General features: G+C 65.1%; 17 protein-coding genes and 1 pseudogene. 6 read left to right on the plus strand and 12 right to left on the minus strand.

Annotated features, from left to right (window positions below; all coding sequences use genetic code 11):
- Window positions 1-1,495, plus strand: a pseudogene (locus tag HMPREF3165_RS13395) (hypothetical protein); the annotation flags it as partial.
- On the opposite strand, the gene HMPREF3165_RS03360 reads toward HMPREF3165_RS13395, so the two are convergent.
- Together HMPREF3165_RS03360 and HMPREF3165_RS03365 are read right to left on the minus strand one after the other, a co-directional pair.
- Entirely contained in the window at window positions 1,492-2,373 is an 882-nt protein-coding gene (locus HMPREF3165_RS03360) for a glycosyltransferase family 2 protein (protein ID WP_070510811.1), read from the minus strand. The pseudogene HMPREF3165_RS13395 and the gene HMPREF3165_RS03360 sit on opposite strands and share 4 nt — an antisense overlap.
- Window positions 2,374-2,874: 501 nt before the next feature.
- On the minus strand, window positions 2,875-4,899 hold the full coding sequence (locus HMPREF3165_RS03365) for a DUF885 domain-containing protein (protein ID WP_070510812.1): 2,025 nt from the start codon (window positions 4,897-4,899) through the stop codon (window positions 2,875-2,877).
- 1,040 nt (window positions 4,900-5,939) lie between these two features.
- On the opposite strand from HMPREF3165_RS03365, the gene HMPREF3165_RS12680 reads away from it, so the two are divergent.
- The 4 genes from HMPREF3165_RS12680 (at window position 5,940) to HMPREF3165_RS03380 (ending at window position 8,554) form a co-directional block, all read left to right on the plus strand.
- Window positions 5,940-6,074 carry a hypothetical protein gene (locus HMPREF3165_RS12680; RefSeq protein WP_256274874.1) on the plus strand — a complete coding sequence of 45 codons (135 nt, stop codon included), beginning with the start codon at window positions 5,940-5,942 and terminating at the stop codon, window positions 6,072-6,074.
- Window positions 6,071-6,685, plus strand: a complete 615-nt coding sequence (locus tag HMPREF3165_RS03370) for an NAD(P)H-dependent oxidoreductase (protein WP_070510814.1) — start codon at window positions 6,071-6,073, stop codon at window positions 6,683-6,685. Before HMPREF3165_RS12680 ends, HMPREF3165_RS03370 begins: the two co-directional genes overlap by 4 nt.
- Before the next feature lie 3 nt (window positions 6,686-6,688).
- Window positions 6,689-7,435: a DNA alkylation repair protein gene (locus HMPREF3165_RS03375; RefSeq protein WP_070510816.1), complete on the plus strand. Its 747-nt coding sequence runs from the start codon at window positions 6,689-6,691 to the stop codon at window positions 7,433-7,435.
- A gap of 261 nt (window positions 7,436-7,696) precedes the next feature.
- The gene (locus HMPREF3165_RS03380) at window positions 7,697-8,554 is read left to right on the plus strand and encodes a DUF817 domain-containing protein (protein ID WP_070510818.1); all 858 of its coding nucleotides are present in this window, start codon (window positions 7,697-7,699) and stop codon (window positions 8,552-8,554) included.
- 485 nt (window positions 8,555-9,039) lie between these two features.
- On the opposite strand, the gene HMPREF3165_RS03385 is transcribed toward HMPREF3165_RS03380, so the two are convergent.
- Window positions 9,040-9,930, minus strand: coding sequence for a DUF5926 family protein (locus tag HMPREF3165_RS03385; RefSeq protein ID WP_070510820.1), 891 nt, complete (start codon window positions 9,928-9,930; stop codon window positions 9,040-9,042).
- 306 nt (window positions 9,931-10,236) lie between these two features.
- Between HMPREF3165_RS03385 and HMPREF3165_RS03390 the strand changes: the two genes are divergently transcribed.
- Window positions 10,237-11,481, plus strand: coding sequence for a serine/arginine repetitive matrix protein 1 (locus tag HMPREF3165_RS03390; RefSeq protein ID WP_256274876.1), 1,245 nt, complete (start codon window positions 10,237-10,239; stop codon window positions 11,479-11,481).
- An 8-nt stretch (window positions 11,482-11,489) separates the two neighbouring features.
- Here HMPREF3165_RS03390 and HMPREF3165_RS03395 read toward each other — a convergent pair whose 3' ends face one another.
- From HMPREF3165_RS03395 to HMPREF3165_RS03425, 9 genes are all read right to left on the minus strand, one after another.
- Window positions 11,490-12,686, minus strand: coding sequence for a DUF5129 domain-containing protein (locus tag HMPREF3165_RS03395; protein WP_256274878.1), 1,197 nt, complete (start codon window positions 12,684-12,686; stop codon window positions 11,490-11,492).
- Between the two features lie 80 nt (window positions 12,687-12,766).
- A complete protein-coding gene (locus HMPREF3165_RS03400) occupies window positions 12,767-14,425 on the minus strand; it encodes a DUF5129 domain-containing protein (protein ID WP_070510826.1) in 1,659 nt (552 codons plus the stop codon).
- Window positions 14,422-15,402 carry a DUF5129 domain-containing protein gene (locus HMPREF3165_RS03405; RefSeq protein ID WP_070510828.1) on the minus strand — a complete coding sequence of 327 codons (981 nt, stop codon included), beginning with the start codon at window positions 15,400-15,402 and terminating at the stop codon, window positions 14,422-14,424. The genes HMPREF3165_RS03400 and HMPREF3165_RS03405 overlap by 4 nt, the downstream gene beginning before the upstream one ends.
- 147 nt (window positions 15,403-15,549) lie before the next feature.
- On the minus strand, window positions 15,550-17,145 hold the full coding sequence (locus HMPREF3165_RS03410; RefSeq protein WP_070510829.1) for a DUF5129 domain-containing protein: 1,596 nt from the start codon (window positions 17,143-17,145) through the stop codon (window positions 15,550-15,552).
- 111 nt (window positions 17,146-17,256) lie between these two features.
- Window positions 17,257-18,876, minus strand: coding sequence for a DUF5129 domain-containing protein (locus tag HMPREF3165_RS03415; RefSeq protein WP_070510831.1), 1,620 nt, complete (start codon window positions 18,874-18,876; stop codon window positions 17,257-17,259).
- 94 nt (window positions 18,877-18,970) lie between these two features.
- Window positions 18,971-20,545: a DUF5129 domain-containing protein gene (locus HMPREF3165_RS12685; RefSeq protein WP_248406688.1), complete on the minus strand. Its 1,575-nt coding sequence runs from the start codon at window positions 20,543-20,545 to the stop codon at window positions 18,971-18,973.
- Between the two features lie 166 nt (window positions 20,546-20,711).
- The gene (locus HMPREF3165_RS12690; RefSeq protein ID WP_083303183.1) at window positions 20,712-22,262 is read right to left on the minus strand and encodes a DUF5129 domain-containing protein; all 1,551 of its coding nucleotides are present in this window, start codon (window positions 22,260-22,262) and stop codon (window positions 20,712-20,714) included.
- A 98-nt stretch (window positions 22,263-22,360) separates the two neighbouring features.
- Window positions 22,361-23,842, minus strand: a complete 1,482-nt coding sequence (locus HMPREF3165_RS12695; RefSeq protein ID WP_256274881.1) for a DUF5129 domain-containing protein — start codon at window positions 23,840-23,842, stop codon at window positions 22,361-22,363.
- Window positions 23,843-24,210: 368 nt separating this feature from the next.
- Window positions 24,211-25,215, minus strand: a complete 1,005-nt coding sequence (locus tag HMPREF3165_RS03425) for a DUF5129 domain-containing protein (RefSeq protein WP_070510833.1) — start codon at window positions 25,213-25,215, stop codon at window positions 24,211-24,213.
- Between the last annotated feature and the right edge of the window lie 486 nt (window positions 25,216-25,701).

Genomic DNA, 25,701 nt, shown 5'->3' on the forward strand with positions numbered 1-25,701 from the left:
CGGCCGCGCGGGCGTGGCAGCAGCCGGCGCCGCCGCTGGGGACGCCCGCATCTCGCGGCTCGCCGACGACGCCGTGCACGCCCGCGCCTCCCAGGCCACGGTCATGCGGGCCGGCGCCCTGCTCATGGGCCTGGCCGTGGCGCTCCTGGTCTGGGCGGCCGTCGCGCTGCGCAGCCCGAAGGCGAGCCGGCGCGAGGTTCTCCGCCGCCGGGTCACGTGGGTGGCCGTCTACCTCAGCAGCCTGCCGACGGCCTTGCTGCTGGTCAATGCCGCCCCGTGGTGGCGCGTGGGTGCCCGGGCCGGTTCCCCCTCGGGGTGGGCCTCACTCGTCGCCGTGGTCGCGGCCGCGCTGGTCGCGGCCGGGATCGTGGGACTGGCCGTCGGGATCGTGGCGCTGGTACGACGGCGCCGGCGCCCCCGCTCCGCCACCTCACCGAGTCCTTCACCCGACTCACCCGCCGCTACGGCCGCCCCCGAGCCGGCCGGTTCAGCCGACACCCCCTGCACCCGAGGGGAGGCCGGAGCCGAGCCGCCACCGGGCGAGGCCGACAACCCCACCCCCTCCGCATCGTTGTCTCCACCCCGTAACGGGACGAGCCTGACGGCGCTGCTGGTGGCGGCGGCGATCCCGCTGGCCTGGCTGGTCGACGCCGCCGCGGGCGCACCCCTGGCCTTCAACAATCCGTTGGGTATGAACGCGGTGGTGGCGGGCCGTTTCTACGGGGTGTCGAATACGGCCTTCGCACTAGTGGCCGGCGCGCTCGTCGTCGTCATCGCCAGTGCCTGGGAGGTTCTGGGCGGCGGGCGGCGGAGCGCGCTGCTGGTGACGGCCCTGCTGGGCGGGGCGGCGCTGCTCGTCGATGGGGCCCCGCAGCTGGGCGCGGACGTGGGTGGCGCCCTGACTCTGGTGCCGACGCTGGCCTTCCTCGCAGCGGGCCTGGCGGGTCTGCACCTGAGCTGGCGGCGCTGGCTGGCCATCGGGGCCACAACGGTCCTGGTGGTGGGCGGCTTCGCCGTCGTCGACCTCCTCCGGCCCGGCGGGCCCACGCACCTGGGGCGTTTCGCCCGTCAGGTGGCCGACGGCTCGGCCGCCGGCGTGCTGGGGCGCAAGGCCTATGCGCTGGTCGGCCCCTTCGTCACGAAGCCGGTCATGGCGGCAGCCCTGGCCTGCGCCGTGGTCATCGTGGCCGCGGCCCTGTGGTGGGGACGCCGGCAGGTGCGGGCCTGGCGCAATGGCACGAGCCCCTACGCCTGGCTCGCCCCCACCGCCCACGGGGACAATCCACGCGTGGAGGGACAGGAATCCGGTTCCCCAACGCGCGAAATGTCCCCCTCCGCGCGATGGGTGACGACGGCGCTGAAGTCCCTGGGGGTGCTGACGCTCGTGGCCGTCCTGGTCAACGACTCCGGTGTCACGATGGCCGGCTTCATCCTGGCGGCAGCAGCTCCCGCCCTGCTGGCGCTGACGCTGGCCGGCAGTGAGTCGGCGCGCTAGCTCTCGGCCGTCTCCGAGGTGGCCTGCGGGTCCTCACTGTGGTGCGGCTTCTCGGCGGGCTCGACGTCGTCGTCGGCCTTGGGGGGCTGCGGCACGGCGCGGTAGGCGAAGAAGTGGTCCTGCTCGGCGGCCGCCCTCTCGAAGGAGGCGCGCGGCACGCGGTGGCGGCGCAGCTTGCGCCGGGTCACGGCCCGCAGGACGTCCTTGTACTGTGAGGCGCGGTGCATCGTGCCGGCCCGGTCGTTACCGGTGACGCGGTGGGTGATGTCGCAGGGGACCTCGATGACGGCGAGCCCGGCCACGAGGACGTCGATGGTCAGGCCGACCTCCACCCCCCAGCCGTCGGCCAGAGGCACCGCCTTCTCATAGGCCTCACGGCTCAGGCATCGCTGACCGGACAGCGGCGCCACGGGAAGCCACCCAGTGGACAGCGAGATGGCCCGCCTGGCGGCGCGCACGACCCGGCCGCGGCCGCCTGCCCCAGACTGCTTGGGGGGAACCGCGATGGACATGTCGGCCACGCCGTCGACGACCGGGGGCACCAGCTCGGCGCAGGAGGCGGCCGAGTCCCCCAGGTCGGCGTCGATGAACAGCAGCAGCCGGGCGGGACCGTCGGAGTAGTCGCGCATGGCGACGACGGAAGCCCCGGTCTCCATGGCGGAGGCCTTCCCGCGTGAGACGGAGTGGCGGACCGTCACGGCCCCGGCGGCGCGGGCATGGTCCTGGGTTCCGTCAGTCGAGCCGTCGTCGACGACGATGACGAGGTCCACTCGCGGGATGGAGCGGCAGGCCCGGACAGTGGTGGCGATGCGCTCAGCCTCATCCTTGGCAGGGATGACCACGGCAACGCGCTGGTCGGGCCGCTTGGTGGAACTCACTCCCCCAGGGTATCCAGACTCCCGGCCTCCAGCCGATACCTGAGCGCCTCGTTATCGCACGCCTTTTTTGTGAGGCCCGTCAAGTTCTGCGATCTCATGCCATGCGGCGCGGAATCCTCGGGCTCCGCGCGCAGCGCAGGCACGCCCGCCGACCCCCGCGCACGTCGCGCCGGCCGCCCCGACACGCCGATGCCCCACGAGGAGGGCACCCCTCGCCACTTTCAGACTTTCCTGGGCGATCTTGTGTCAAACCTTCAGCATGGGACCACGGTCCCCGGAGAAACTGACAAATCTTGCAGCAATCAATCAGGATTCCTCATTCGGGAGCTAGAGTCGCGTATTTCGGCATGTCACACCCGGTTCTCGTGGCACAGTGGAGACAAGGAGCCCGTCAACGGAGCCGGGTTCCGCCGGCGCATTTCGCGTCCTTCCGTGTGCCGGGGCGACTCCCCTGCCGCCCCGGCACGCCTTGGTCCTCCAGCCCTGCATCCTTCATGCAGATCAGTGCAAGGCGCTTGCGAGCAGATCGAGCCCCACGCTGCCCAGGTCGATGCCCCGGTTGTGGAAGGCGCGCAGATCCAGCTCACCGCCCTCGGTGCGGGCCTGCGCCTGGGCACTGCGCCGACCGGCCTGCCAGACCCGCTCCCCCACCGCGTAGGCCAGCGGCTGGGCCGGCCACCCCAGGTGCCGGGAGACCTCGAAGCGCAGGCGCCCCTCGGAGATCACGGTGTGGTGGCGCAGCACGGCGGTGACGGTCGCCCGGTTCCACTCGCGGCCGGCCCCCGGGAGGGCGGCGACGTCGTCGGGCACGGGGAGCCGGGAGTGGACGCCCAGGTCCACAAGGACCCGGGCCAGACGCCAGCGGCGTGCCGCCAGGCGGCCGAAACGGTCCTCGGGCGTAGGCATGAGCCCGAGCTCGTCGGCGAGGGACTCGGCGTACAGGCCCCAGCCCTCGTCGCAGCCGGGCACGGAGCCCAGGTAGCGCTGCCAGGCGGTCAGGCGCGTGCTGGTGGCGTGCGCGCCGACGTGGACGTGGTGGCCCGGGACCGACTCGTGCAGGACCGTGGTCCGCTCCATCCACGGCCACACCAGCTGCTCACCGTCGGCCAGGGAGCGCATGATGACGCCGGGCCGGCGCTCCCCGCCGGTTCCGCGCGGCTCCTCGTAGTGGACGGCGCCGTCGCCGGGCTCCCCGAGGCGCACCCGGGGGCGCCCCAGGCCGTCGGGCGGGTCGAGGATCCGGCCGACGACGGCGTCCCAGGCCTCGTCGGCCACCTCCTGCGCCCAGGTCGTGTAGTCCTCCGCGCGCAGGGCGCGGGTCGGGTCGGCGCGCAGGTGCCGGTTGAGGCTGCCGGCATCGGCGCCGGGGCCCAGGACGTCGACGGCGATGGCGTCCTGCTCGGCGATGACCCTCCCCAGTTCCTCGGTGGCCCAGGCGTAGGTCTCCTCGGGGTCCACCCGGGTGCCCAGGACGCGGCGCATCCACAGGGCGTGGCGCTGCGGGCCAACCCCCTCGGCCTGGGGCGCCCGCGGCGAGAGCGTCGTACGCAGGTGGGAGGCGAAGTCCAGCGCGGCGCGGCGGGCGACGATGTCCGCCTCCTGGAGCTGGACGTGCAGGGTGGCCGGTAGGTCCTCGGGCAGCCCCAGGGTCCGACGTCGGGCGAGGTCGCGCGCCTGCCCGGCGACGACGTCGACCTGACTGAGTGGGGCGATCGCACCGGCCTCGGCGGAGGCGGCCAGGGAGGCGGCCAGCCCCTCCAGTGCGGCGGGCAGCGCCTCCAGGCGGGTGCGGTGCAGGTTCCAGGCGTCCTCCCACTTGGCCTCGGCCTCAGCGAGATCCGCCTCCTCGGAGCCGGCGCGGTCGGGGGCCTCGGGGGGCCGGTGCAGCTGGCGGGCGATCTGCTGGAACGGTGAGGAGAGGAAACCGAGGTTTCCGCCCTCCTCCCCGGCGGAGATGAACTGGATGGAGGTCTCCAGACGCTCCAGGAGGTGGCGGCGCAGGAGCTCGTCGGAGCCGGTCGAGCGGTCGACGGCGGCCACGCGATGGCGCAGGGAGCGCTCGGCACTGAGACGCTCGACCAGCCCCGCGGGCGAGTAGTCGGGCAGGATGGCCCCGCCGGGCAGACCGGTGCGGGCGGCCGCCTCGGGGTCGTGTGCGCACAGAAGCAGGGCGTACTCGTCGGCAAGGTCGCGCAGGACGACGCCGGCCGCCGCGGTCTCGGAAGGCGAGTGGACCGAGGAGCGGGTGGCGGACTGGGCGGAGGTGTGGGCGGCGGGCGCCGCGGAGGCGGCTGCCTCGACCTCTCGCACGCTCAAGGGGGCGCCGGCCGTGCGGACGGCCCGCCAGGTTCCTGAACTCGGGTGCTGCGGATGAACCGGCGGCCGCTCGGGCGGCCCGGTGCTCACCGGGCTGGTGGCGGGGGCGGGTGCGACGTCCGCCGTGTCGGCGGGGGCGTCCTGCGGGTGGGAGCCGGCCGCAGATGCAGCGGGTCCGGTTGGAGAGTGTTTCGGGGAGTGATCGGTCATAACAAGCAGGCCTTTCGCATCACTCGCCGCATGGCGGGCGGGCCCGGCGGCGACATTGCCGTCTCACCAGGGTGCCAGGAAGCGGAACAAAGGTCCATAAGCGTCGCAGATCTGACGGCGAAGAAGATTGGATGAATTGGTGGGCGCCCCGCTCTGTTCGAGGGCGGTGGGCGCGGGCGGGAACCGGTACTGGTGCTGGCCCAGCCCCGGGGCACGTGACTCAACGATGAGCCCGGGCCGGGACCTCGGTAGCCGGCGAGGGAGCGGGACTCCCTGTCCCCTCCTGCCGGTGCGGACGCCCGAGGGTGTGGGGCGGCGATCAGCGGGTGGCTACCGGATAGCGGTCGAGGGGCATCGATGGCGGCCGGCCGATGAGCAGGAGCGCAGCAGGCTGACACGCATAGCCGTCGACCGCGGCGCGGAGCCGCAAACAGTACCGGTCATCAGTGCTCCTCTCATCCTGGACGGGCCGGGACGCCCCGGCGCGGGGCGCTCGTCGTGCCGTTGTTGTGCTGTGATGGTTGTGACACGATTGAAGGACGCTGTGGCGGCGGTGTCAAGGATCTGCGGCCGCGGTTCACCCATACCGATATCCGCGCAGGTCAGAGGCATCTTGGTGATCGTCGGACATCGCTGCGCTGCCGCCATTGGGAGCGCTCACAGGCGAGCGCCGCGCCGTCGTCGATCCGTACCCTCCGGACCCGGACCGACCGCATGGTGGTCACTCGTCATTGACAGCACGTGCCAGGTGTGCGCAACACGGCCCCTCCCTATCCACCCCGCCACGCCTGCCCGCCGCTTCCCGGACCGCCGCCAATGCTGAGGGGGACATTCCGCGCGGCCAGGTGCGCCTCGCTCCGGCCAGGGGCATTCGACGCCGTCGGGGACAGCAATCCCGTCCCCGAACGCGCAGCACGTCCCCGACCGTGAGGGAATGTCCCCGAACGCGCAACACGTCCCCAGCCGGAAGAAAGTGTCCCCGCACGCGCAGGATGTCCCCACATGCCAGCGAGCTCTCGGAGACACGGCGTACGTTGGTCGTGCCCGACACTGCGCGCCTTCCGCTGAGTCGGCGGCACCAGCTCCCGCGGCTGTCCACCGACAGCACCACCGCCGACACCACCGTCATCCGGGCAGCCCTGCAGACCATCGTCATGATTGGAGACAGCCGATGACCACGAACAAGAAGACTTCCAAGAACACGGGCGACCGCACTCTCATCATCTACGCCCACCCCTACGACGGTTCCTTCAACCACGCCGTGCTCGAGGCCGCCACCTCCGCCCTGGACACGGCGGGCCGTCCTTACGACGTCGTCGACCTCTACGCCGACGGCTTCGACCCGCGCATGCCCACCGAGGAGCTGGCCCTGTACAGGGAGGGCGGCACGCTGGACCCGCTGGTGAGCCACTACCAGAAGCTCATCGAGGGGGCCTCGCGCATCATTGTCATCTGCCCGATCTGGTGGAGCGAGGCGCCCTCCATCGTCAAGGGATTCGTCGACAAGGTCATGAAGCAGAACTGGGCCTACCACCCGACGGCCTCCGGGGTGAAGGGGCACCTCACCCACATCCAGCAGGTCCTGGTGCTCACCACCTCAACCGCCCCGACCTGGTTCCTGCGCCGGTTCTGCGGCAACTATGTCGGCTCGGTGTTCCTGGGAGCCGTCCTCAAGCAGCTGGGCATGGGCGGGCGAAGCTGGGTCAACTTCGGCAAGGTCGGCAAGGTCAGCCGACGCCAGCACAAGAAGCACCTCAAGCGCGTGGCCCGGCTCGTGGTGAAGTGACGCATGAGCCCCGGCATGACCGCGGCGCGCCAGGCCGAGCTGAACTCGGGACGAGACGAGTCCCGAACACTGGCGGAGATCCTGGCCATCACCCATTCCGCACTTCTGACGCAGGTGGTGCCGGAGGCGCCCGAGGGGCTGGTTGAGGCGGCCAAGCGCGCCGACTCGCTCGGCATCCTGGCCCGTATGCAGACCATGGGCGAAGCGCTGTATACGCACCTGGGTCACTCCGCCTGCCTGGATCTCGCTGACCACCCGGTCGACACGGTCCGGGGCTGGGCGGTCTTCGCCCTGGTCTCCCAGGAGAAGGACGCCGACGTCGACACGCTGTTGGCCCTGGTGCGGCCGGCCGCGGACGACCCGCACTTCGGAGTGCGCGAGTGGGCATGGATGGCGGTGCGACCGCACCTGGTGTCCCAGCTCGACGAGGCGATCCGCGCGCTGCGGCCATGGACCTCCGAACCCTCGGAGCGCATCCGGCGCTTCGCCAGCGAGTCGCTGCGTCCACGGGGCGTGTGGGCGCGGCACATCCCCGCGCTCAAGAAGGAGCCCGAGCGGGGCCTTCCGCTGCTCGAGCCGCTGCGTGCCGACTCCTCCCGCTACGTGCAGGACTCTGTGGCGAACTGGATCAATGACGCCGCCAAGACCCAGCCCGCCTGGGCCAGGGAGCTCTGCGAGCGCTGGCAGGAGGAGTCGCCCACCCCGGCCACTGAACGGATTATCAAGAGAGCGCTGCGCTCGATCCGGTGATGGTGTCGGCCAGCTGATGGCCGAACCCGGACGGGCTGTCCTCTCAGTAGTCACGTGCCCCTCGACGGGGACATTCCACGCGGCCGGGTGCGTGTCCTTCCGGGCGGGGGCATTCGACGCCGTCGGGGACAGCAATCCCGTCCCCGAACGCGCGAGACGTCCCCGGCCGGAAGAACGTGTCCCCGCATACGCAGGTGTTCCCGGCCGTGAGGGAATGTCCCCGTCAGCGGGGCGGCGTCACGGCGCTGGCATACTTCGGTCGTGCCCGATACCGCTCGTCTCCCCCTGAGTCGGTGGCGCCTGCTTCCCTGCCGCCTGGTCCAGTTCGCCCTCCTGGAGCTGGCCTGCTGTGCCTTCGCCATCGCCATCTTCGTCGGACTCGCGGCCAGTGCCCTGATCTGGAAGTACACGAATCCGCCGATCGCCCGTTACGACGCCCTGCTGATCTACGTCATCGTCGTTCAGATCGCCTTCGTGGCCCTCAAGCAGGAGACCTGGCGCAAGCTCGGCGTCATCTGCGCCTTCCACCTCATCGGGCTGGCGCTGGAGGTGTTCAAAGTCCACACCGGATCCTGGGCCTATCCGGACGCGGGAGTGGTACGCGTCGGCGGGGTACCGGTCTTCTCCGGATTCATGTACGCCTCCGTCGGCTCCTACATCTGTCAGGCCTTCAGGCGCTTCGACCTGCACGTGGGCGGTTTTCGGTGGTGGCCGGTGAGTCTGTTGGCCGTGGCCGCCTACCTCAACTTCTTCACCCATCACGTCATCGTCGACCTGCGCTGGGTGATCGCGGCCGGTTTCCTCATCGCCCTGTGGGGAAGCGCCGTCCACTTCACTGTCGGCGGTGACCGCTACTGGATACCGACGACGGTGGCCTTCATCCTCATCGGGGGCTTCCTCTGGCTGGCGGAGAACCTGGCCACGGCGCTGAGCGCCTGGCGCTACCCCGATCAGGCCGACGGCTGGCACCTGGTGCATGCCGGCAAGTTCGGCAGCTGGGCGCTGCTCATCTCGCTGAGCTTCGTGCTCGTGGCCGCCGTCAAGGCCAAGGAGGGCACCCTCTACGGACGCGGCCTGCCGCGCGTGACGCGCCGGCGCCTGCACATCGCCGAGACCTGAGCCGCGCGCTGCGGCCCCGGGTTCACCGTCCACCCATTCGACCTGTACGTCTTCACGTAGGGCTGCGCACTGCGTACGCAGGCCCACCGTCTCACCCTCGTCACGTCGCCCGCGTACCCCGGCCCACCGCCTCCCCCTCGTCACGTCGCCAGCGCACGACGCCGCCTCTAGCCCCGACATCACCTCACCTGACCTCTCCACCGCCAACACTGGCGGGGACATTCCACGCGGCCGGGTACGTGTCGTTCCAGGCGGGGGCATTCGACGCCGTCGGGGACCGGATTCCCGTCCCCCAACGCGCAGGATGTCCCCGGCCGGAAGAGGGTGTCCCCACAGGCGTGGAATGTCCCCGTCCGCGAGGGGCCAGTCAGGCCAGCAGAAGAACTCTCCCGCCCCGGCCAGCACCGAGCCGGGCATTCGTCGCGGTGCCCCACAGAAATTCCGGAGGGCTACGCAAAGAATGCCCGGCTCGACGAGAGAAAGAGTCAGAGGTTGACCTGGCGGGAGATGATGCCGGCCTTGGCGCGGCGGACCTCGGGGCTCAGGGGGCTGGAGTCGGCCAGTGCGGCCTCCAGGCGCTTGCCCATGGCCTGCAGCGGCTTGGTGAGCTCCTCGGCCTCCGTGCCGGGGACGAGCTCCCACACCGGGATGGCCAGGCCGTTGGCCCGGAAGGCGCCGACGAAGCGCGCCCCCTCCTCCAGGTCGGACTCGCGCGCGGCGTAGATGCGGGCGAAGGCGTTGAAGAACTCGTCCTCGTCCTCCCCGCGCGCCCAGCGCACGAACTCCTTGGCGCCCAGCCGGCACCAGTAGGCGTGCTCGACGCCGGGAACGGGCCGGGTCGGGGCGATCTCCTCCTTGGCGCGCTCGATGGCCTCCTCGATGACCTGGCGGGCCTGCTCGTTGTCACCGGCGGCCTGCGGGTCGATCCAGAAGTCGAAGGTCTCGCGCACGGAGACGACCGGCGGCTCAGTGGTGTCGAGGATGTCCTGGAGGCGCGGGCCGGGCTCGGGCAGGCCGTCGGTGCGCAGGGCCTGGCCCTCCGGCAGCTCGAGGGTGGCCAGGACGGCGGCGGCGACGTCGCGGGAGGCGTCCCCGGAGTGCATGGAGGTCTGCATGGCCACGAGGACCTCGCCGTCGGAGCGCTTGAGCCCCTGGACGAACTCGGGAAGGAGCGTGACGAGCTGAACCTGCTTGCCCCCGTACTCCTTGGTCAGGCGCACGGTGGCCGTGGCGGCCGGGATGATCTGAGCCATCGCCACGAGGTCTTCCTCGGCCGGCAGACCGGCGAAGGGACGGGCGACGAACTCGATGCTCTGCTTGCGGGGCTTGGCCGACGCGGTGGCCGGACGGCGCCCGTGGCGCTTCTTCTTCGACATGCCCGTCAGCCTACCGGCCACGTGGCGCCCCACCGAGGTCGACGACGGCCCGTCGCCACCCCATGACGCGCCTCACGGCAGTTCTCCCCACCGGTTTCCCCCGACGTCACAGAGAGAACAGTCCCGCGGCCGCAGGGAGTGAGGAATGCTAGTCCCATGCGATTCAGTGCGGTGGGCCTTCGGCACCTGGGGATCCGTGTTGCTCGAATGGCCTGGAGCAGCCGGCTGCTCAAGACTGCACTGGTGTTCGTCGTCATCAGCGCGTTCCTCACGCTCGCACAAACGTGGGCTCAGCAGCGACCGGTCATGGCGTCCTCACTCACTCAGCCGCAGGCGCCGGCGTACTCGACCTGGCAGGCCTCGGCCGAGACGAATGAGACGACGTCATGCGACACCTCCACCGACACGAGCCCCGCACCGGGAACCCAGTGGAGTAAGGCCTGGCGCTTCGACAGCGGAACCGACCCATCCGCGACTCTGAGCTCCCCCGTGATCCACCGATGCGGGAACTACCTCGTTGTGGAGTCCCGTGAAAAGAAGTCCACTCTGCGCGGTTACCTCCTTGACAAGGCAGGCCCAAGGATACTGTGGGAGCTGCCGGACAAGAACATCCACGTATGGGGATCTCCTTGGTGGGGCGGGCACTTGGTTCTCAATCACGAGATTCTCGATCCGGCCACCGGGCGCACAGAAGCCGCCCCGTGGTCCTCAGACGACTGGCCGTACGTCCTCTCCCCTCATCTCATCATCACCTGCGACACCTACAGGAGCACCAACCGGTGCAGCGCCTGGGACTGGAGCGGCGGGCGCCCCACTCGGCGATGGGAGCGCAGGTACGACGCCCAAACCACCCCTCAGCCGTCAGGAATCGCAGGAGATGACGCCACTGGAAGCACCCTGGTGTCGGCCGTCTCGGTTAACAACAACTATGCGGCACGGACTGGTCTCATGAACCTCGCTGACGGGAGCGTCCGCACCGACTGGGCGGGCGAGGATCTGGGGAGGGAATCGACATACATCCCCGCGCACGACGGGTGGATCCACATCCCTCGGGACTCCGAGACCGCTGAGGCTTACTCCCTTCAAGGAGAGCCGAGGGGGACATTCCCCCTCTCCGGGAGCAATGCGGCGCTGCTCCTGTCGGAATCGGGAACCCCCACCGTGGAGCAGTTCCAGCGGGCCTACGAATCGGGGGACCTCTCCTGGGCCACGTACACCGTCGAGTGCGCCTCCCCCAGCGCCTGCACCTTCAACGGCACCCCCGTGACGCTGCCCCTCGAGAAGGGCCTCGACCGGACTCCGGGGCGAGGCACGCTGCAGCTCGGCTGGCATCTCACCAGCGACCGACACATCCTGGCGGCCCCGTTCGCATTCCACCGCCAGTGGAGCCAGGCGACAAACGATGAAACATCCCTCGTCATCGACACCCGGACGTCGCAGGTCATCGGTCCTCCGGGGACGTCGGCGCACATTCAGGCCAATCTCACCGACCCGCATCTGATGATCGGTATCCACGGCACCGAGATCGTCGGCTACACGCCCACCTCGTGACGGTCCGCCTACACCCGCGCCGCGGTTGCCGTCGACGTCGCGGCAGCGGCATTGGCGACCACATCGCGACGTCGAGCCACCGCCGTTTCCACGGTGGCCACGAGGCGAGAGATCCGATCCAGCTCAGCCAGCGCGGCAGCCGGAGCGATCTCGCCCTGATCCAGGCTGTTGGTCAGCTCTCCCAGCCTCCGATTCTGGTGGCCGACCCAGTTCTGGACGGCCTCGACATGGAGCCCTGACCGACGGCGGCTTGCGGATCGCACCATCCGAGTCACCGATCTCAGGTTCTCAAGAACCGGTTCCTGCAGCTTGCCCCAGACCTGCTCCCAGGTCGGGGACATCGTCAGCATGGACACGGTGTCCACGATGACGTCATCGCCGTTATCAAGGGCTGCGGAGCGCCGCTCGAGCTCCAGGGCCTCATGCTGGACGCTCTTGCTGAACCAGTCGATGCCTCGAGGCTCACCGAATCTGTTCCAGGCTCGTGCGACGTCGTCATACTCGGCCTCGAAGCGCTGGTAGCGCTGTGCGAGCTGACGAGACTCCGGTGAACCGGGCTCCAGCGTTCCCACTCGCAGGGCGGTTGAGTCGTAGTCATAGGTCACCTGTGCGTAGGAGCGGGCGGCTGCTCGTGCCCGACGACGAGCGCTGAGCCCTCGCCGACAGTAGATGACGAGTCTGACCACTCCTGCCGCGCACAGCACCCCTGCACCGACAACGCCCACACCCGAGACAGTCATGCTGTAGGGGCCCAGGTAGGTCTCGGCTTGACGTCCCATCGCTACGACGCCGCCGTTCCAGTCCTGAGCGGCGAAACGTGACGCCGCCGCGTCCTGGATGGCGACCTGCTCGGATCGCTTCAGTGACACGTCTGCGCCGGGGTAGAAGGCCATCTGGTGCGCGTGAGGGGCCACCGCGATGACAACCACTCCTTCTTTCCAGCGACCCCCGCCCGAGGTCCGAAAGTCCTGTTGGTAGTCGAAGATGTTCTCGGCGTAGTTCGCGGTAGCCGCATCCAGGTTGTTGATGCCCCAGCCCGTCAGCGATACGACTTCGAAACGGATGTCTTGCCGGAATCTCAGGCTCTGCAGATCACGCTGAAGAGCCTGGGCGTCGAAAATGCCGGCCTCATCACGAACATTGACAGTGGGGACATGACCTTGCCGAAACGGGCCGAGAATCGCGAGTGGAAGCACAGAGATCATCAGCGCACATAGCGCAATGTTTGCAACAAACGTAATGACATCGGAGATGCTGCGTCGCCGATGCCCCTGAGCACCTCTCCCTAAGACCATAGTATTGCCCACTTCCGCTTCTTGCTGGGTTCACGCTTCCACCAGGGATCCCTAAATAGCAGGGCATACCGGTAGGCGTTGTACACATCCATCACTGGGATACTCACGGACAGTGCACCCACGCCCTCAGTCGTTACCGCGACCTCATCAACCGCGGGCGACCTCGTGAGCATACGCACAGTGCTTGACATTCGCGACACTCCTCCCCACCGGTCAGCGGACTTCAGCCCCTCGACGTTAGGAGCATCTTGCCCGTCACGCCCGATTTGAGCACCACCCAGTACCACGGAGATCTTCGAGCGCGGGTTGCTGCTACGTGAGTCCATGTACTTCTTGTACCGGCGACGACACCTCTTTCTCTCACCCTTCGACATTCCAGCGAACACCCCATCGACAAAGCGTTCCGCGATCTGCCTCAGTTCCAACACAACGCGCCCTAGAACATCGAGCCCCTCCGCAGGTCTTGTCTGACCTTGAGACAGCCTGCCTTCAAGGCCGTCGACCATCGAGCGCAGGGAGGCCACTTGCTGCATCGCGCTCGTGAGCTTTGAGTCATACGCGCGCCCGCCTGATGCGGCGAACCGCTTGACTGCCTGCATATCTGCGAATACCGCATCGCACTCGTTCTGCCACGCGTCCCACCAGAACTCTGTCAGGGACAACAGTCGAGCACAGTTGATCACCGCCTGCTGAACGGCATTCAACTGAATTGAGTAGGCTTTGACATAGGCGGATTGCCGCCCCACTCTCAGTCCGTACCACTGCAGTCCCACAGGGTTCCCCAACGCACCCCATGATCGCTCAAGTCGACGATAGTGCTTCTGAAGCACCATATACCTGGCAACAACCTGAACCCCATAAGGCTCGTCAACAGGAATGAGCGACGTGAACGTACTCATATAGGCACGCCGACCAACCACCCGCTCGTATGCTTGACGAGCCTCCTCGATGCCCGCACGAGCCTTTTTACCCCGAGCCACATAGTGTCGAAACCAAAGTGACGCCAACCCCATGAAAATCAGGAATAATGTCACCCTATTGAGGAAGCGGATAAGATGAAACTGCTGGCCAATGTTGCTGGAAGCGGCATTCACAGCAGTGACCACGAGCGCATCCTCGTCACGGTGGCTCTGGCTCAGATACTTTTGAATCGAGTACCACACCGCACTTTGGCCGTCCGAGTCAATCTCCAGTTTCGGCCCGTAAAAGAAGTTCCTCCCCTGTCCTGCCAGCACATCATCATAGTCGGTATGTGGCGCTTGAGCGACGATCATCACGTTATCGGCCCAGCGCCCTGAGTCTTCCCACGAGATCCATGGGACATCCGTGGGGTGGGTGCGAGCATAGTTCCGCACCTCGTCTTGGAGGCTTTCAACTTTAGAATTGGGGAGGTTCACGACCACCACATGGGTCGGCTGCCGGAAGGTGAGCTTCTCAAGCTCCGACTTGACCTGGTCCCGATGAAGAATTCCGGCCTCGTCACGGATCTCCACTGTAGGATGAAATTGTTTTGCGGGATAGAAGGGTGATTGTCCGCCGTTGATAATGAATGGCGCCATCACAAGGGCCACACCAATGAGGAGATTACAGATATACCCGAGGATCGCTCGTAACCCACCGAGCTCAGAGACTGTTGGCGGCTTCTTCACAGAGCAGCACCCCCAGGATTCTGGATCGTGTCCGCCCGAGTCGCGGTCCCGGTATTCACAGCGGCGTCGAGCTCGATCAAACTGGCCGTCCTCTCAGCGAGACGAGCGGCCTGAGCACGAATACCGCGACCGAACCATTGAGCACCGCGCGGCTCTCCAAAGTCCTTCCATGCTCGACTGACGGTGTCATACTCGTCCTGGAATCGTCGGTAGTCGGAACCACCCTCCCGACTCTGGCGGGACCCCTCCGGCAGGGTTCCCGCCTGCAGCTCGGTGAGATCGTAGGTGTAAACGACCTGCATCATCTTCTTGTGGGCAGCCCTGCCAAGGCGCCGGGCCGTGACGCCCCGCCATATGTAGAAGGCGAGCCATCCGCTTCCCGCCATGAAGGCGAGGACCGCTCCGGCCGCCCGCATCATAGTGCCGCTTCCATCACCTGATCCGATGTATGTCGCCAGCTGCTGCCCCATCGCCACGGCTCCGCCATCCCAGTCGTCCTGGGCGTAGTGGCTTCCCGCGGCGTTCTCGATCGCCTCCCGCTTGTCGGCAGACAGCTGCAAGTCCTTCGCCGCATAACAACGCACCCACCGCGACTCGGGCGCCACGACGAAGAGGATCGTTCCATTCACCGGACTATCGACTCCGGTTCCCTGGAACCAGGGGGAGCCCTGCGTACTGTCGCCAGCGTACTTGACGGTCTCCTCGTCAATGTTGCCGATACCGGCTCCGGGGACCGAGAGCACCACGATACGAAGCTCGCGATCGTAGTGCTGCGCCTCCAGGCCGCGGCGAAGAGTCTGCTCGTGATAGATGCCGGCCTCATCGCGGACGACCACATCGGGACGATGCCCAGATGCGGAGGGGTAGAGGAGCACCGCCGGCAGAAGCAGGATCGCGATCAACGCTCCGGCAATATTCATCACGAACATTGCGACCGCTCGAAGACCTCCAAGGCGGATGATCGCAGATTGCTTCATGTGACATTCCTTGTTAATAACCGAGCCAACCTCGAAGGTTGTACCGTCCCCGTTCTCAGCGGATTGAGGTTAGCAGCATCAATTGTCCAATCTCATCCACATGCATGTAGTTCCTCGTCGAGGACCGGCGAACGAGCACGGTCCGGCTCAGAAGCTCGAGGAGGAGCCCGCCCCGGAGAAGCCGCCACCACCCCCGGAGAAGCCACCCCCTCCCGAGGATCCGCCGCCCGGGGTGAAGGTTGACGCCGCGCTGTAGCCCATCACCAGGGACGAGACCGGAACGAAGGAACGGAAGGCCGCGTTGTCGAAGCCAGTGAGGCCGGCGATCGCCGGCGACGCCGAGTTGACGCGGATCGTGGCATGGGGGTCGTACCTGCCGTAGCCGCCGCCCAGGGACCAGGTGCCGCTGTAGGCGGCGTACCGACCGGAGCCGCGGTAGCTGTTGAAACGGCGACGGCGCTCGTCGGCGTACCGCGAGGTATCGACGTCGATGGCGTAGCGGGCCAGGCCGTCGGCCTCCCCGTGGGTGGCGTCGGCGATCCAGTCGAGCTCGTCGAGGGCCTGAGACGGCTGGAGCCTGCCCGCCGAGAGGTCCATCGTCATGCAGCCAAGGCGCTCATGAAACCAGCGAACCTTCTCCCGCGTGCCCATCGTGTTGACCGGCAGCCTGCCGGAGGAGTCGATCTTCTGGCACAGGGTGAGCAGCGCCTGGAGGTCCTCCAGCAATGGGCCCTGCTCGTTGTACCAGGACTGCTCCCAGCCACGGTCCTGATTGAGGAAGGTCGCGGTGTTGGCCACGACGTCGTCGAGCGTGTCCAGCGCGGCCGATCGTCTTCGCAAGTCGGTCGCCCTGCGGAGCATGGAGAGACCGAACCACTGGGTGCCTCGGGGGCTGCCGAAGTCCTGCCATGACCGGGTCAGGTTCTCGTACTCGTCGCGGAACCAGCGGTAGCGGGCCATGACCTGCGCCCCGTGGGGCTCCTCGGCCGGGATTCGCTGGGCGTGCCGTTCAGTGGCCCTGTAGTCGTGAGCGACCTGCGAGTAGTGGCGCAGCGCCTCACCGGCCCGTCGGCGGGCCATGAGTCCTCGCCACAGGTAGACACCGATACCGGTGGCACCGATCCCGGCGACGGGGAAGGACACCTGCAGGAAGAAGGCTCTCAGGTCGCTGCGAGGCTTACCGACGTACTTCGTGGACTTCTTCCCCATGGAGACCAGACCCCCGTCCCAGTCCTTCTCCCGGAACTGGGACTTAGCGGCGTCCTGGATGGTGCCCTCCTGGCTGCTCATCACCTTGACGTCCTCACCGAAGTAGCAGCCCACCTTGCGCGAGTCGGGGGCGACCGCCAGGATCACCAGGCCGTCACTCCAGTACTTGGGGTTCGACGCCGAGATCCACGGGACGTCAGTATCACCCTCATGCGAACGGGCGTACTCCAGCACCGAGTCATTGAGGTTGGAGACGTCCTCACCCGGCACCGTCAGGACGGCCACGTGGACCTGCTTGCGGAACTCCAGGTTCTTGAGCCTGTCGCTCAGCGCTGTGCTGTCAAGCACCCCCGCCTCGTCCTGGACCTCGACCGTGGGCCGATAGGTGGCCACCGCCTCCTTCTTCGACGGCCAGAGAAACACGATCAGCGGTGAGAGGACCATGGTCAGGCCCAGAACCATGACGGCGGTAAAGGCCACCACCGAACGGGTTCCGCCCGAGCTCGTGGCGGGGTCCTGCACCAGCTGCTCCATCCGAGCCTCACCTCCCTACTGACTGGCAGTTTTCAGTACCGATAGTAGCGAGGTCCCGGCGACCCCGGAGCCGGGCAGAGACAGCGCAGACAGGAGCCCGGCCGCCCCGGCTCAGAAGCTCGAGGAGGAACCGGACCCGGAGAAGCCACCGCCGCTGTAGCCGCCGGAGAAGCTGCTTCCCGAGGAGCCGGAGCCGCTCGACGGCGTGTAGGAGGAGGCCGAGCTGTAGCCCACCACCAGGTCGGAGACCGGGGTGAAGGAGCTGAAGGACCCACCGGCCCCGGAGCCCGAGCCGGACGAGTCGATGGCGGAGATCGCCGGGGAGGAGGGGTTGAGGCGAATCGTCGAGTGCGGGTTATAGCTGCCGTGTCCCCCGCCCAGGTACCAGTAGCCGGCGTAAGCGGCTTCCTTGGTCGAGTCCGAGTCGTCGTAACGCCGACGGCGCTCGGTGGCGTACCTGGAGGTGTCCGCGTCAATGGCCTCACGCGCGAGTCGGTTGGCCTTCGTCCTCGTCTGACTGGCGAGCTCATCGAGCTCATCGAGCGCGGCCGAGGGCCGGAGCGATCCGTCCTCCAGCTCGGAGGTCATGTCGTCCAGGCGCTGCTTGCGGGAGCGGACCCACTCCCGCTCCTCCTTGGTGCGTTCGGCGATCGAACCGTTCTCGGCGACGTCGGAGCTGTCGATCTCGTGGCACAGCCGCCGCAGCGACTGCAGGTCCTCCAGGACCGGCCCCTGCTCGTTGCTCCAGACGCGGTCCCAGCCGCGCGACAGGCTCAGGAAGGTCGCGGTGTTGGCGATGACGTCGTCGAGGGAGTCCAGACCCTCGGAGCGCTTCTCCAGCTCGGTGGCCCGTTTGAACGACGACGTGCCGAACCACTGGGTGCCATGGGGGTTGCCGAACTCCGCCCAGGAGCGGGTGACCTCCTCATACTCATCGAGGAACCACCGGTATCGGGCCATGACCTGGGCGCCGTGCGGCTCATCCTCAGGGATCGTGCCGGCCATGAGCTCGGTGGTCTCGTAGTCGTGGGTGACCTGCGAGTAGTGGCGCAGCGCCTCACGCGCCCGACGTCGCGCCGTGACGCCACGCCACAGGTAGTACACGAGCCAGGTGACGCCTGCAAGCGCTGAGATTCCGGGCAGGATGTAGGTCATGACGATGCCACCGCCACCGACCCGGCCGACGACGTCCGCGGTCTTGGCCGCCATGGAGACGGTGCCCCCGTACCAGTCGGCCCGGCGGTACTGGTCCTTGGCGGCGTCCTGGATGGCTGCCTGCTGATCCAGGGTGACCGCGACATCCTCACCGAAGTAGCAGCCCACCTTGCGTGAGTCGGGGGCGACCGCCAGGATCACCAGGCCGTCGCTCCAGTAGTTGGGGTTCGACGTCGAGATCCACGGTACGTCAGTGTCGCTCGCATGCGAACGGGCGTACTCCAGCACCGAGTCATTGAGGTTGGTAACGTCCCAGCCCGGAACCGTGAGCACGGCGACGTGGAGGTCCTGACGGAACCGCATCTCCTGGATCTTCTTGGCCAGCGGCTCGGTCCGGAGTATTCCGGCCTCGTCGTGGACCTCCACGGTGGGGCGATGGCTCCCGCCGAAGGGCCAGATCACCATGATCGGCAGTACGGCGATGAGGGCAAGGCTCACCGCGATATTGGCGATGAAGGCCGTCACTGACCGGATTCCGCCTAAACCGCCTCTACAAGACTGTTTCATGTGATTCATCCACACTTTCCTTTCTTTCTGCGGAAGTAGGGTGTTGAAGGCCTCGATATCCTGGCGGGCCACCGAGGTAGAAGACTGATCCTATCGAGCCGATTCAGAAGCTGGACGACGATCCGGTTCCGGAGAAGCCGCCTCCGTCATAGCCACCGCTGCTGGACGAACCACTTGATCCGGAGCCGGCACTGATATCCGAAGGAATTGCGGCCGAGTAACCGACGATGAGACTGGATACCGGCGTATGACATATAGGTCCTCCTGAGCTCGAGAACTGATGCCGTACGACACCGTCGGTCACATCACCAGCACCGCCATCAACTCCCATTAATACGGCCACGTCAGGAGTTCCGGGATTAACGCGAATCGTTGTCCTGGGATCATACTCTCCCTTGCTACCAGCGATCTCCCACTTACCTTCATAACGAGACATAGTATTTGCTGGCGGCTCTGACTTCATCTTCTCGTATCGACGCCGGCGCCTTGAAGACCCTCTCGACCCATCACTCTCAACTATCCTGGCCATCAAGCTATCCACTCGGACGCGCACACCATCAGAAATTTTGTCTAACTCGCTGAGCGCCTGCGACGGAGTAACGCTCCCCTCCCTGAGACACGCAGGTAGTCTTCTCAAATGCTGCAGACAGAGAGCCGCCCACTCTCGCTCCTCATCTCCGTCCACAGCTACCTTCGACCTCTGAACCTCCCGGCACAGATGCACGAGGGCCTGAATGTCCTCCATGACCGGACCGCACTCGTTATCCCACACAGCAGGCCAGTCCGATGCCCTTGAGAACAAGATCGCGGCGTGTGAGACGATGGTCTCAAACAACTGCAATGCTTCCGACCGTTCCTTCAGGTCATTGACACTGCGTCGAGTCGCTCCGACGTACCACTGGAAACCATAAGGTTCGGGCAGCTCATTCCACATCCGGCTGACCTCTGTGTACTCACTGTCGAACCATCGACACCGAGACAGAATCAGAGCGCCATGAGTATTATCATCGGGAACGAGTGCAGCGCGTGAGATCGTTTCTTCGTAACCATACACCACCCGGGAGAAGGTCCGACGGGCAATCATATACTTCTTACTGGTATTGGGCCCGCTCCACACATACCAAATGAGCCAAACAGTCGCAACGCCTCCGACACCAAGCAACGTCAGCAAGAAGACAGTCCTTTGCGGGGTGTTGCCGTTCGCAATAAGATCAGCACTTCGCTCCGCCATCGACTTGACACCGCCATTCCAATCCTTGGCACGGAAGTGATCCTTTGCTGAATCCTGAATATCGGCCTGCGACTCTTGCGAAATTTTGAGATCCTCACCAACATAGCACCCCACTTTGCGGCCATCCGGAGCAACAGCAAGGATCAGCAAACCGTCGCGCCAGTAGTTCGGATTGTCCTTAGATATCCACGGACTGCCAGCCATCTGAGTCTCCGCGTACTTAAGGACCTCCGCATTGAGGTTCACCACATTCTGTCCAGGAACTGTGAGAACGGCAAGATGGGTCTTCTTTCTGAAGCGTACTTCCTTCAGATCCGCCTCAAGATCATCAACGTCAAGAGCATTCGCTTCATCATGAATCTCAACAACTGGCTCGTAACGTGGCGCATGTTTTTGAGAGTACCAGTTGTCCACAACGAACGGAGAGGCCACGAGAATTGACGCCACACCGACGTGAATAAAAAATGACAGAACTGCCCGAAATCCACCGAGACCAACTCCCGCCGCATTCCGCATCGCTATCCTACTTTCGTCAAGTCGCACTATCGACGGACAGCACAACGAAGACCGTCACTATCAAGTGAAAATAGATGAATAACCGGCTCCCCTTCACTCAGAAACTCGACGAAGAACCTGCTCCGGAAAAGCCGCTACCAGAGCCGTAACCGGTAACGCTCGAATCACTTCCACCGGAAAAGTCGCTCGCTCCTCCCGCACCGCCACTCAGAATCTGGACATACCTCGATGAGGCGACATAATCCGACAACAGATGAGCCACGGATACCACAGCATCGAAAGGAGTTTCATCGTCTGAGCTGATAGCGCACGCTCCCGGCGAGTCCGCGTTCACACAGATCGTGGACGCAGCATCGTAGCGTCGAAAAGCGTTGTCAACGGCCCATGAGCCACCGTAAGCCTTTCCCAACCTCGAACGCCGCCGCTTATTGAAATGCTGAATCCGAGAGGAAGCACGCCGAGACGCCTTCGCCTTCAAGGCCTCTCTGGCCAGGCTGCGAGCCTCCGCCTTGGAAGCATTCGACATGATCGTCAACTCATCAAGCGCAGCCGACGGCGAGCATGATCCGCTTTCCATTTCAGACGTCACCTGGGCAACACGCAGGCGCCACCAGCGGATCCAGTCGCGAGTCTGAGACGTATCCACCGTCATGCGACGAGAGGAGTCTATTTTTGTGCACATCCGCTCGAGCGACTGCAGGTCTTCCATCAGCGGCCCGATCTCGTTATCCCAGACATCCTCCCACCCCGGCGACATCGTCAAAAAACATGATCCGTTGGAAACCGCCTTCTCGAGGGATTCAAGATCACGGGACCGAGTCCTCAAAGAAAGCGTCTGCTTGGCCATACCCGCCTGGAACCACTGCGCTCCCGCAGGAGAGCCGAAGTCGTTCCAAGCACGAGTGACATCTTCGTACTCATCGCAGAACCAGCGATATCTGGTCAGAATCTGAGCCCCATGTTCCTCGTCATCAGGAATCGTTGACGCACGCAGCTCAGTCGCATCATAATCGTGGGTCGTGTTCGAGTAGCTGCGCAGCGCATCCTTCGCAAAACGGCGAGCCATGAGCCCTCGTCGCATGTAGTAGACGAGCCACACCGCTCCACACACTGACAACGCACCCGGGATCACGATCTTCGTCAATAGGCCGCCAGGAGGCCTCCCAATCAGGTCGGAGGACGTCTCCGCCATGGAGATCATCCCCCCGTACCAGTCGGCTTCAGAAAACCTATCTCCACCAGCAGCGATGATCATTTCCTGCTGCGACAGTGAGACTTTAACGTCGTCTCCGAAGTAACATCCCACTTTTCTAGAGTCAGGAGCCACCGCCAGTATCAAAATTCCATCAGCCCAGTGGTTCGGATTTGATTGGGACATCCATTTCGACACACCAGTACCGTGATGACGGGCATATGCCAGAACCTCCTCATTGAGGGACGCCTCATTCACTTTAGGAATAGTGAGCACAACGACATGCACTTTTCGTCGGAACTCCATACTCTTGATCTCCGCCACCAATGGAGCCGACTGAAAGAGATGAGCGTCGTCGCGAACCTCTACTGTCGGATGATAATCTCCCCCGAACGGCCAGAGCCACATGACCGGAAGCGATGAGATCAGTACCAGGCACAACATGATGTTGGACACGAATGCAGTCACTGCCCTCAGACCCCCAGCACGGATCAGCATCGATGATTGCACTGTCATCACGTCCTCTCGCTGATAACGGAAATTCTTAACATGACTCAGAAGCTGGATGATGAACCGGCTCCTGAGAAGTCACCCCCGCTGTAGTCAACGGAGGAGCTGCTTCCCGAGTACCCCGACGACCCATCTCCACCCGAGTAGGAAGACGACCCCGAGGTCGTCGGCGCATAGGATGCTGCGGATTCGTACCCCACCACCAGATCGGATACCGAGGTGAAGGAGCCGAGCCACCCCGCCCCTTCCCAGCCCGACGAGGAAGCATCGCCACCAAGCGGCGAGCCGGAGAACTGGTAAGTACTCGAGCTGTGGTTACTCCCACCGTCGTCACTGGAGAATAGCCATTGCCCCGCGCGCACAACATCATGTTCCGAATCTAGCGACGCGAAATAACGACGGCGACGTTCTTCGGCGTACTTGGACGTATCGGCGTTCACTGCGCGACGCATGAGATCCAAAGCCTTATCCCGAACTGATTGCCCCGTTCTCTCCAGCTCGTCAAGAGCATCGGAAGGACGCATCCTGCCGCTCGCCAACGCTATTTCTATATCGCCGAGGCGCGAGCGCTGCTCCTTGACCCACTTCCGCTCCTTCTTCACACCTAGAAGCACGTCCCGAGACGCGGAGATCGTATCGCAAAGCGATCTCAACGCTTGCAGGTCCTCCTGCACTCGCCCTTGCTCTTTCTCCCATGCCTTCTCCCAGGTCGATGACATGTTGAGGATGGATGCTGTGTTTGAGATCGTCGCCCCAAGCGACTCCAACATGACAGCGCGCTTCTTCATTTTGGACACACGCTTCAGCATTCTCCAGGTGAACCACTGCGGACCACGAGGACGCCCGAATGTTTGCAAGTCTCTGGTGATGCTCGCATACTCCTGGCGGTACCATCGGTACCACATCCTCACTCGCGCCCCATACGGTTCATTCTCAGGGATGGTGCGTATATTCAGCTCGACATCCTCGTCGCCGAGGGAGACTCGGGAGTAGCTCTCCGTCAGTTCCTTCCCAACGGCTCTTGCACGCAGGCCACGACGCAGGTACTTCCGGAGCGCCCATATTCCGATCATGCTTGCCGGAGCCGGGATGATGAAGGTGGTGAGCCAGCTCCCTTCAGCGGGGCGCCCTAACAGGTCAGCCGTCTTCTTCGCCATTGCCAGGATTCCATCATCCCACTTATGGTCATTGAATGCCTTTTTTGCAGCACTTTGGATCGACGCTTGCTGACTCAAAGGCAGGCGCACATCCTTCCCAAAGTAGCACCCCACCTTCCTGGAATCGGGTGCGACCGCAAGGATAACAACACCATCACTCCAGTAGTTGGAGTTGGATGAGGAGATCCACGACCTTGGAGAATTCTGATGAGCGCGAGCATACTTGAGCACCTCACCATTGAGGTTATCAATCATGTATCCGGGCACCGAGACGACCACAACGTGAACATCTTGACGAAAGCCCACACCCCTTATACTGTCCGCCACTGATTCGTCTGAAAGAATACTAGCCCTGTCATCGATATCCACCGTTGGGTGATGCGTTCTTCCGAAGGGCCAGAACCACATGACGGGAAGTGACAGGATGAGCGCCGTAAGCACTGACACACCGATAATAAAACTCAGGTATGAGGACGTCACCCTCAGAATCCGAAAAACTACCCTCAACACAATCACCTCTTGCCAAGACGACGATGACGCCAAGGCGATCCTGCGCCTTGGAACACCCGTCGAATCGCATCAAAGGCAGTGACGCACATCAACATCATTTCGTCGAAGGAATGGCGCGCACCCCCACGCCAGCTATTAAATTGTTCATTCACTTCTACTGTATTCATGTTTGTGTTCGCTTCAGGGATTCTTGGGACTGGGATCTGGAAGGGCTGGAGTACCGGGTATCAGTATCCCGGAAAGCTCCCATCCCCGAGGAAGCTTCGGGTCACAGGATGCCGTCGGGGACTCACATGGCTCACATGACTCACGGAGTCATCATCGACCCACTGCCCGTCCCCGGCTCCGCCGGCGATTCCCACAGTATCCGGCCACCCATCGATGCCTCGCCGGCCTTGCACCTCGGCTCCAGGAAGACCAAGGGACGGCTCCGCTCCGGCCGCGTAGAGCGACAGGCAGTTCACTGACCGGCGGACGTCGGCCCTGATCCAGGCAAGCTCGTCAAGCGCCGCCGAGGGCTGCAGCAAGCCGGCCGACAGCTCCGCGGTCATCTCGCTGAGGCGCTGGTGGTGTGCCCGCACCAGCTCGCGCACCTCCACCGTGCCGCGGGGAGTGAACGCGTAGGAGTCGATCCACTGGCACTGGCTCAGGAGCAGGTCGAGCTCATGAAGAACCGGCTGCTGCTCCTGGCGCCAGAGCCTCTCCCAGTTGGAGGACAGGCTCAGGAATGCGGCGTTGCTGGCGATGATGTCGTCGGTCGACTCCAGCGCGGCCGAGCGTCGCTTGATCTCACGGACCCGCTGGAGCACTCCCGGTTCGAACCACTGGGCGCCCCGGGGGCTGCCCAGGTCCTGCCAGGAGCGGGTCAGGCTCTCGTACTCGTCGCGGAACCAGCGGTAGTGGGCCATGACGTGGGCGCCGCGGGTCTCGCCTTCAGGGATGAGACGGGCATGGAGCTCGGTGACCTCGTAGTCGTCGGTGACCTGCGCGTAGTGCCGCAGCGCCTGCTCGAACATGCGCCGTGCGGACAGACCGCGCCACAGGTAGTAGGCGATCCCGCCGCCCCCCAGCAGGGCCGGCAGGAGCGTGAGGGCGGCGAGCGAGGGCGCCCACGCCGCTACGGCCACCGGTGAGAGCGCGGCCGCCAGGCCCGCCGTCATGATGGCGCAGAAGGACAGTAGCGAGCGGATCCCTCCGAGGCGGATGACGAGGGGAAGGCGCGTGGGCGGCATCGTCTTCCTCTCATGAAACCTCGACGCGGGTCCTGACCGGCTGGTGGCTCTGCGGTCGCCGGCCGTGCCTCATCCTTACCCGCGGTCACGCCGTCTGCCATGGGGAGAGCAACACGGGGCGCCCTCGACGAGAGGACACCCCGTGGACGTGGAACCGGGAAAGAGCCTAGTGAACGGGTCGCCCCACCGGCAGGGTCAGACACCCCGTGCTGGTGGGGGCGGCGCCCCATCGGATGCAGCCGGCCCGGTTTGCACCCGTACGACCAGCGCCGGTCTGGCGAGTGTCGGCGTGGCTTCGGGGACGGCTCTCGATCGGACCGGCTCAGGACCGGGCGGCGATGGCCTCGATCTCAACGCCGGCCCCCAGCGGCAGGGCGGCCACCCAGAGCGACCTCTAATAGTAAATCGACCATCATGTTTAAGCAAACTAAAATACTTGACGCACAGAATTATTCAAGAGTCCACTAAGTTCACAGATTACTTCCT

The organism is Actinomyces sp. HMSC08A09, from assembly GCF_001807465.1.
Classification (GTDB): domain Bacteria; phylum Actinomycetota; class Actinomycetes; order Actinomycetales; family Actinomycetaceae; genus Actinomyces; species Actinomyces oris.

Excerpts from the sequence above, each read along its gene's own strand:
- HMPREF3165_RS03405 (WP_070510828.1), bottom strand. The coding sequence starts at position 15,402 with ATGAAGCAATCTGCGATCATCCGCCTTGGAGGTCTTCGAGCGGTCGCA.
- HMPREF3165_RS03390 (WP_256274876.1), top strand. The coding sequence starts at position 10,237 with ATGGCGTCCTCACTCACTCAGCCGCAGGCGCCGGCGTACTCGACCTGG.
- HMPREF3165_RS03395 (WP_256274878.1), bottom strand. The coding sequence starts at position 12,686 with ATGATCTCTGTGCTTCCACTCGCGATTCTCGGCCCGTTTCGGCAAGGT.
- HMPREF3165_RS03365 (WP_070510812.1), bottom strand. The coding sequence starts at position 4,899 with ATGACCGATCACTCCCCGAAACACTCTCCAACCGGACCCGCTGCATCT.
- HMPREF3165_RS03415 (WP_070510831.1), bottom strand. The coding sequence starts at position 18,876 with ATGAATCACATGAAACAGTCTTGTAGAGGCGGTTTAGGCGGAATCCGG.
- HMPREF3165_RS03425 (WP_070510833.1), bottom strand. The coding sequence starts at position 25,215 with ATGCCGCCCACGCGCCTTCCCCTCGTCATCCGCCTCGGAGGGATCCGC.
- HMPREF3165_RS03375 (WP_070510816.1), top strand. The coding sequence starts at position 6,689 with ATGAGCCCCGGCATGACCGCGGCGCGCCAGGCCGAGCTGAACTCGGGA.
- HMPREF3165_RS03385 (WP_070510820.1), bottom strand. The coding sequence starts at position 9,930 with ATGTCGAAGAAGAAGCGCCACGGGCGCCGTCCGGCCACCGCGTCGGCC.
- HMPREF3165_RS03370 (WP_070510814.1), top strand. The coding sequence starts at position 6,071 with ATGACCACGAACAAGAAGACTTCCAAGAACACGGGCGACCGCACTCTC.
- HMPREF3165_RS03410 (WP_070510829.1), bottom strand. The coding sequence starts at position 17,145 with ATGGAGCAGCTGGTGCAGGACCCCGCCACGAGCTCGGGCGGAACCCGT.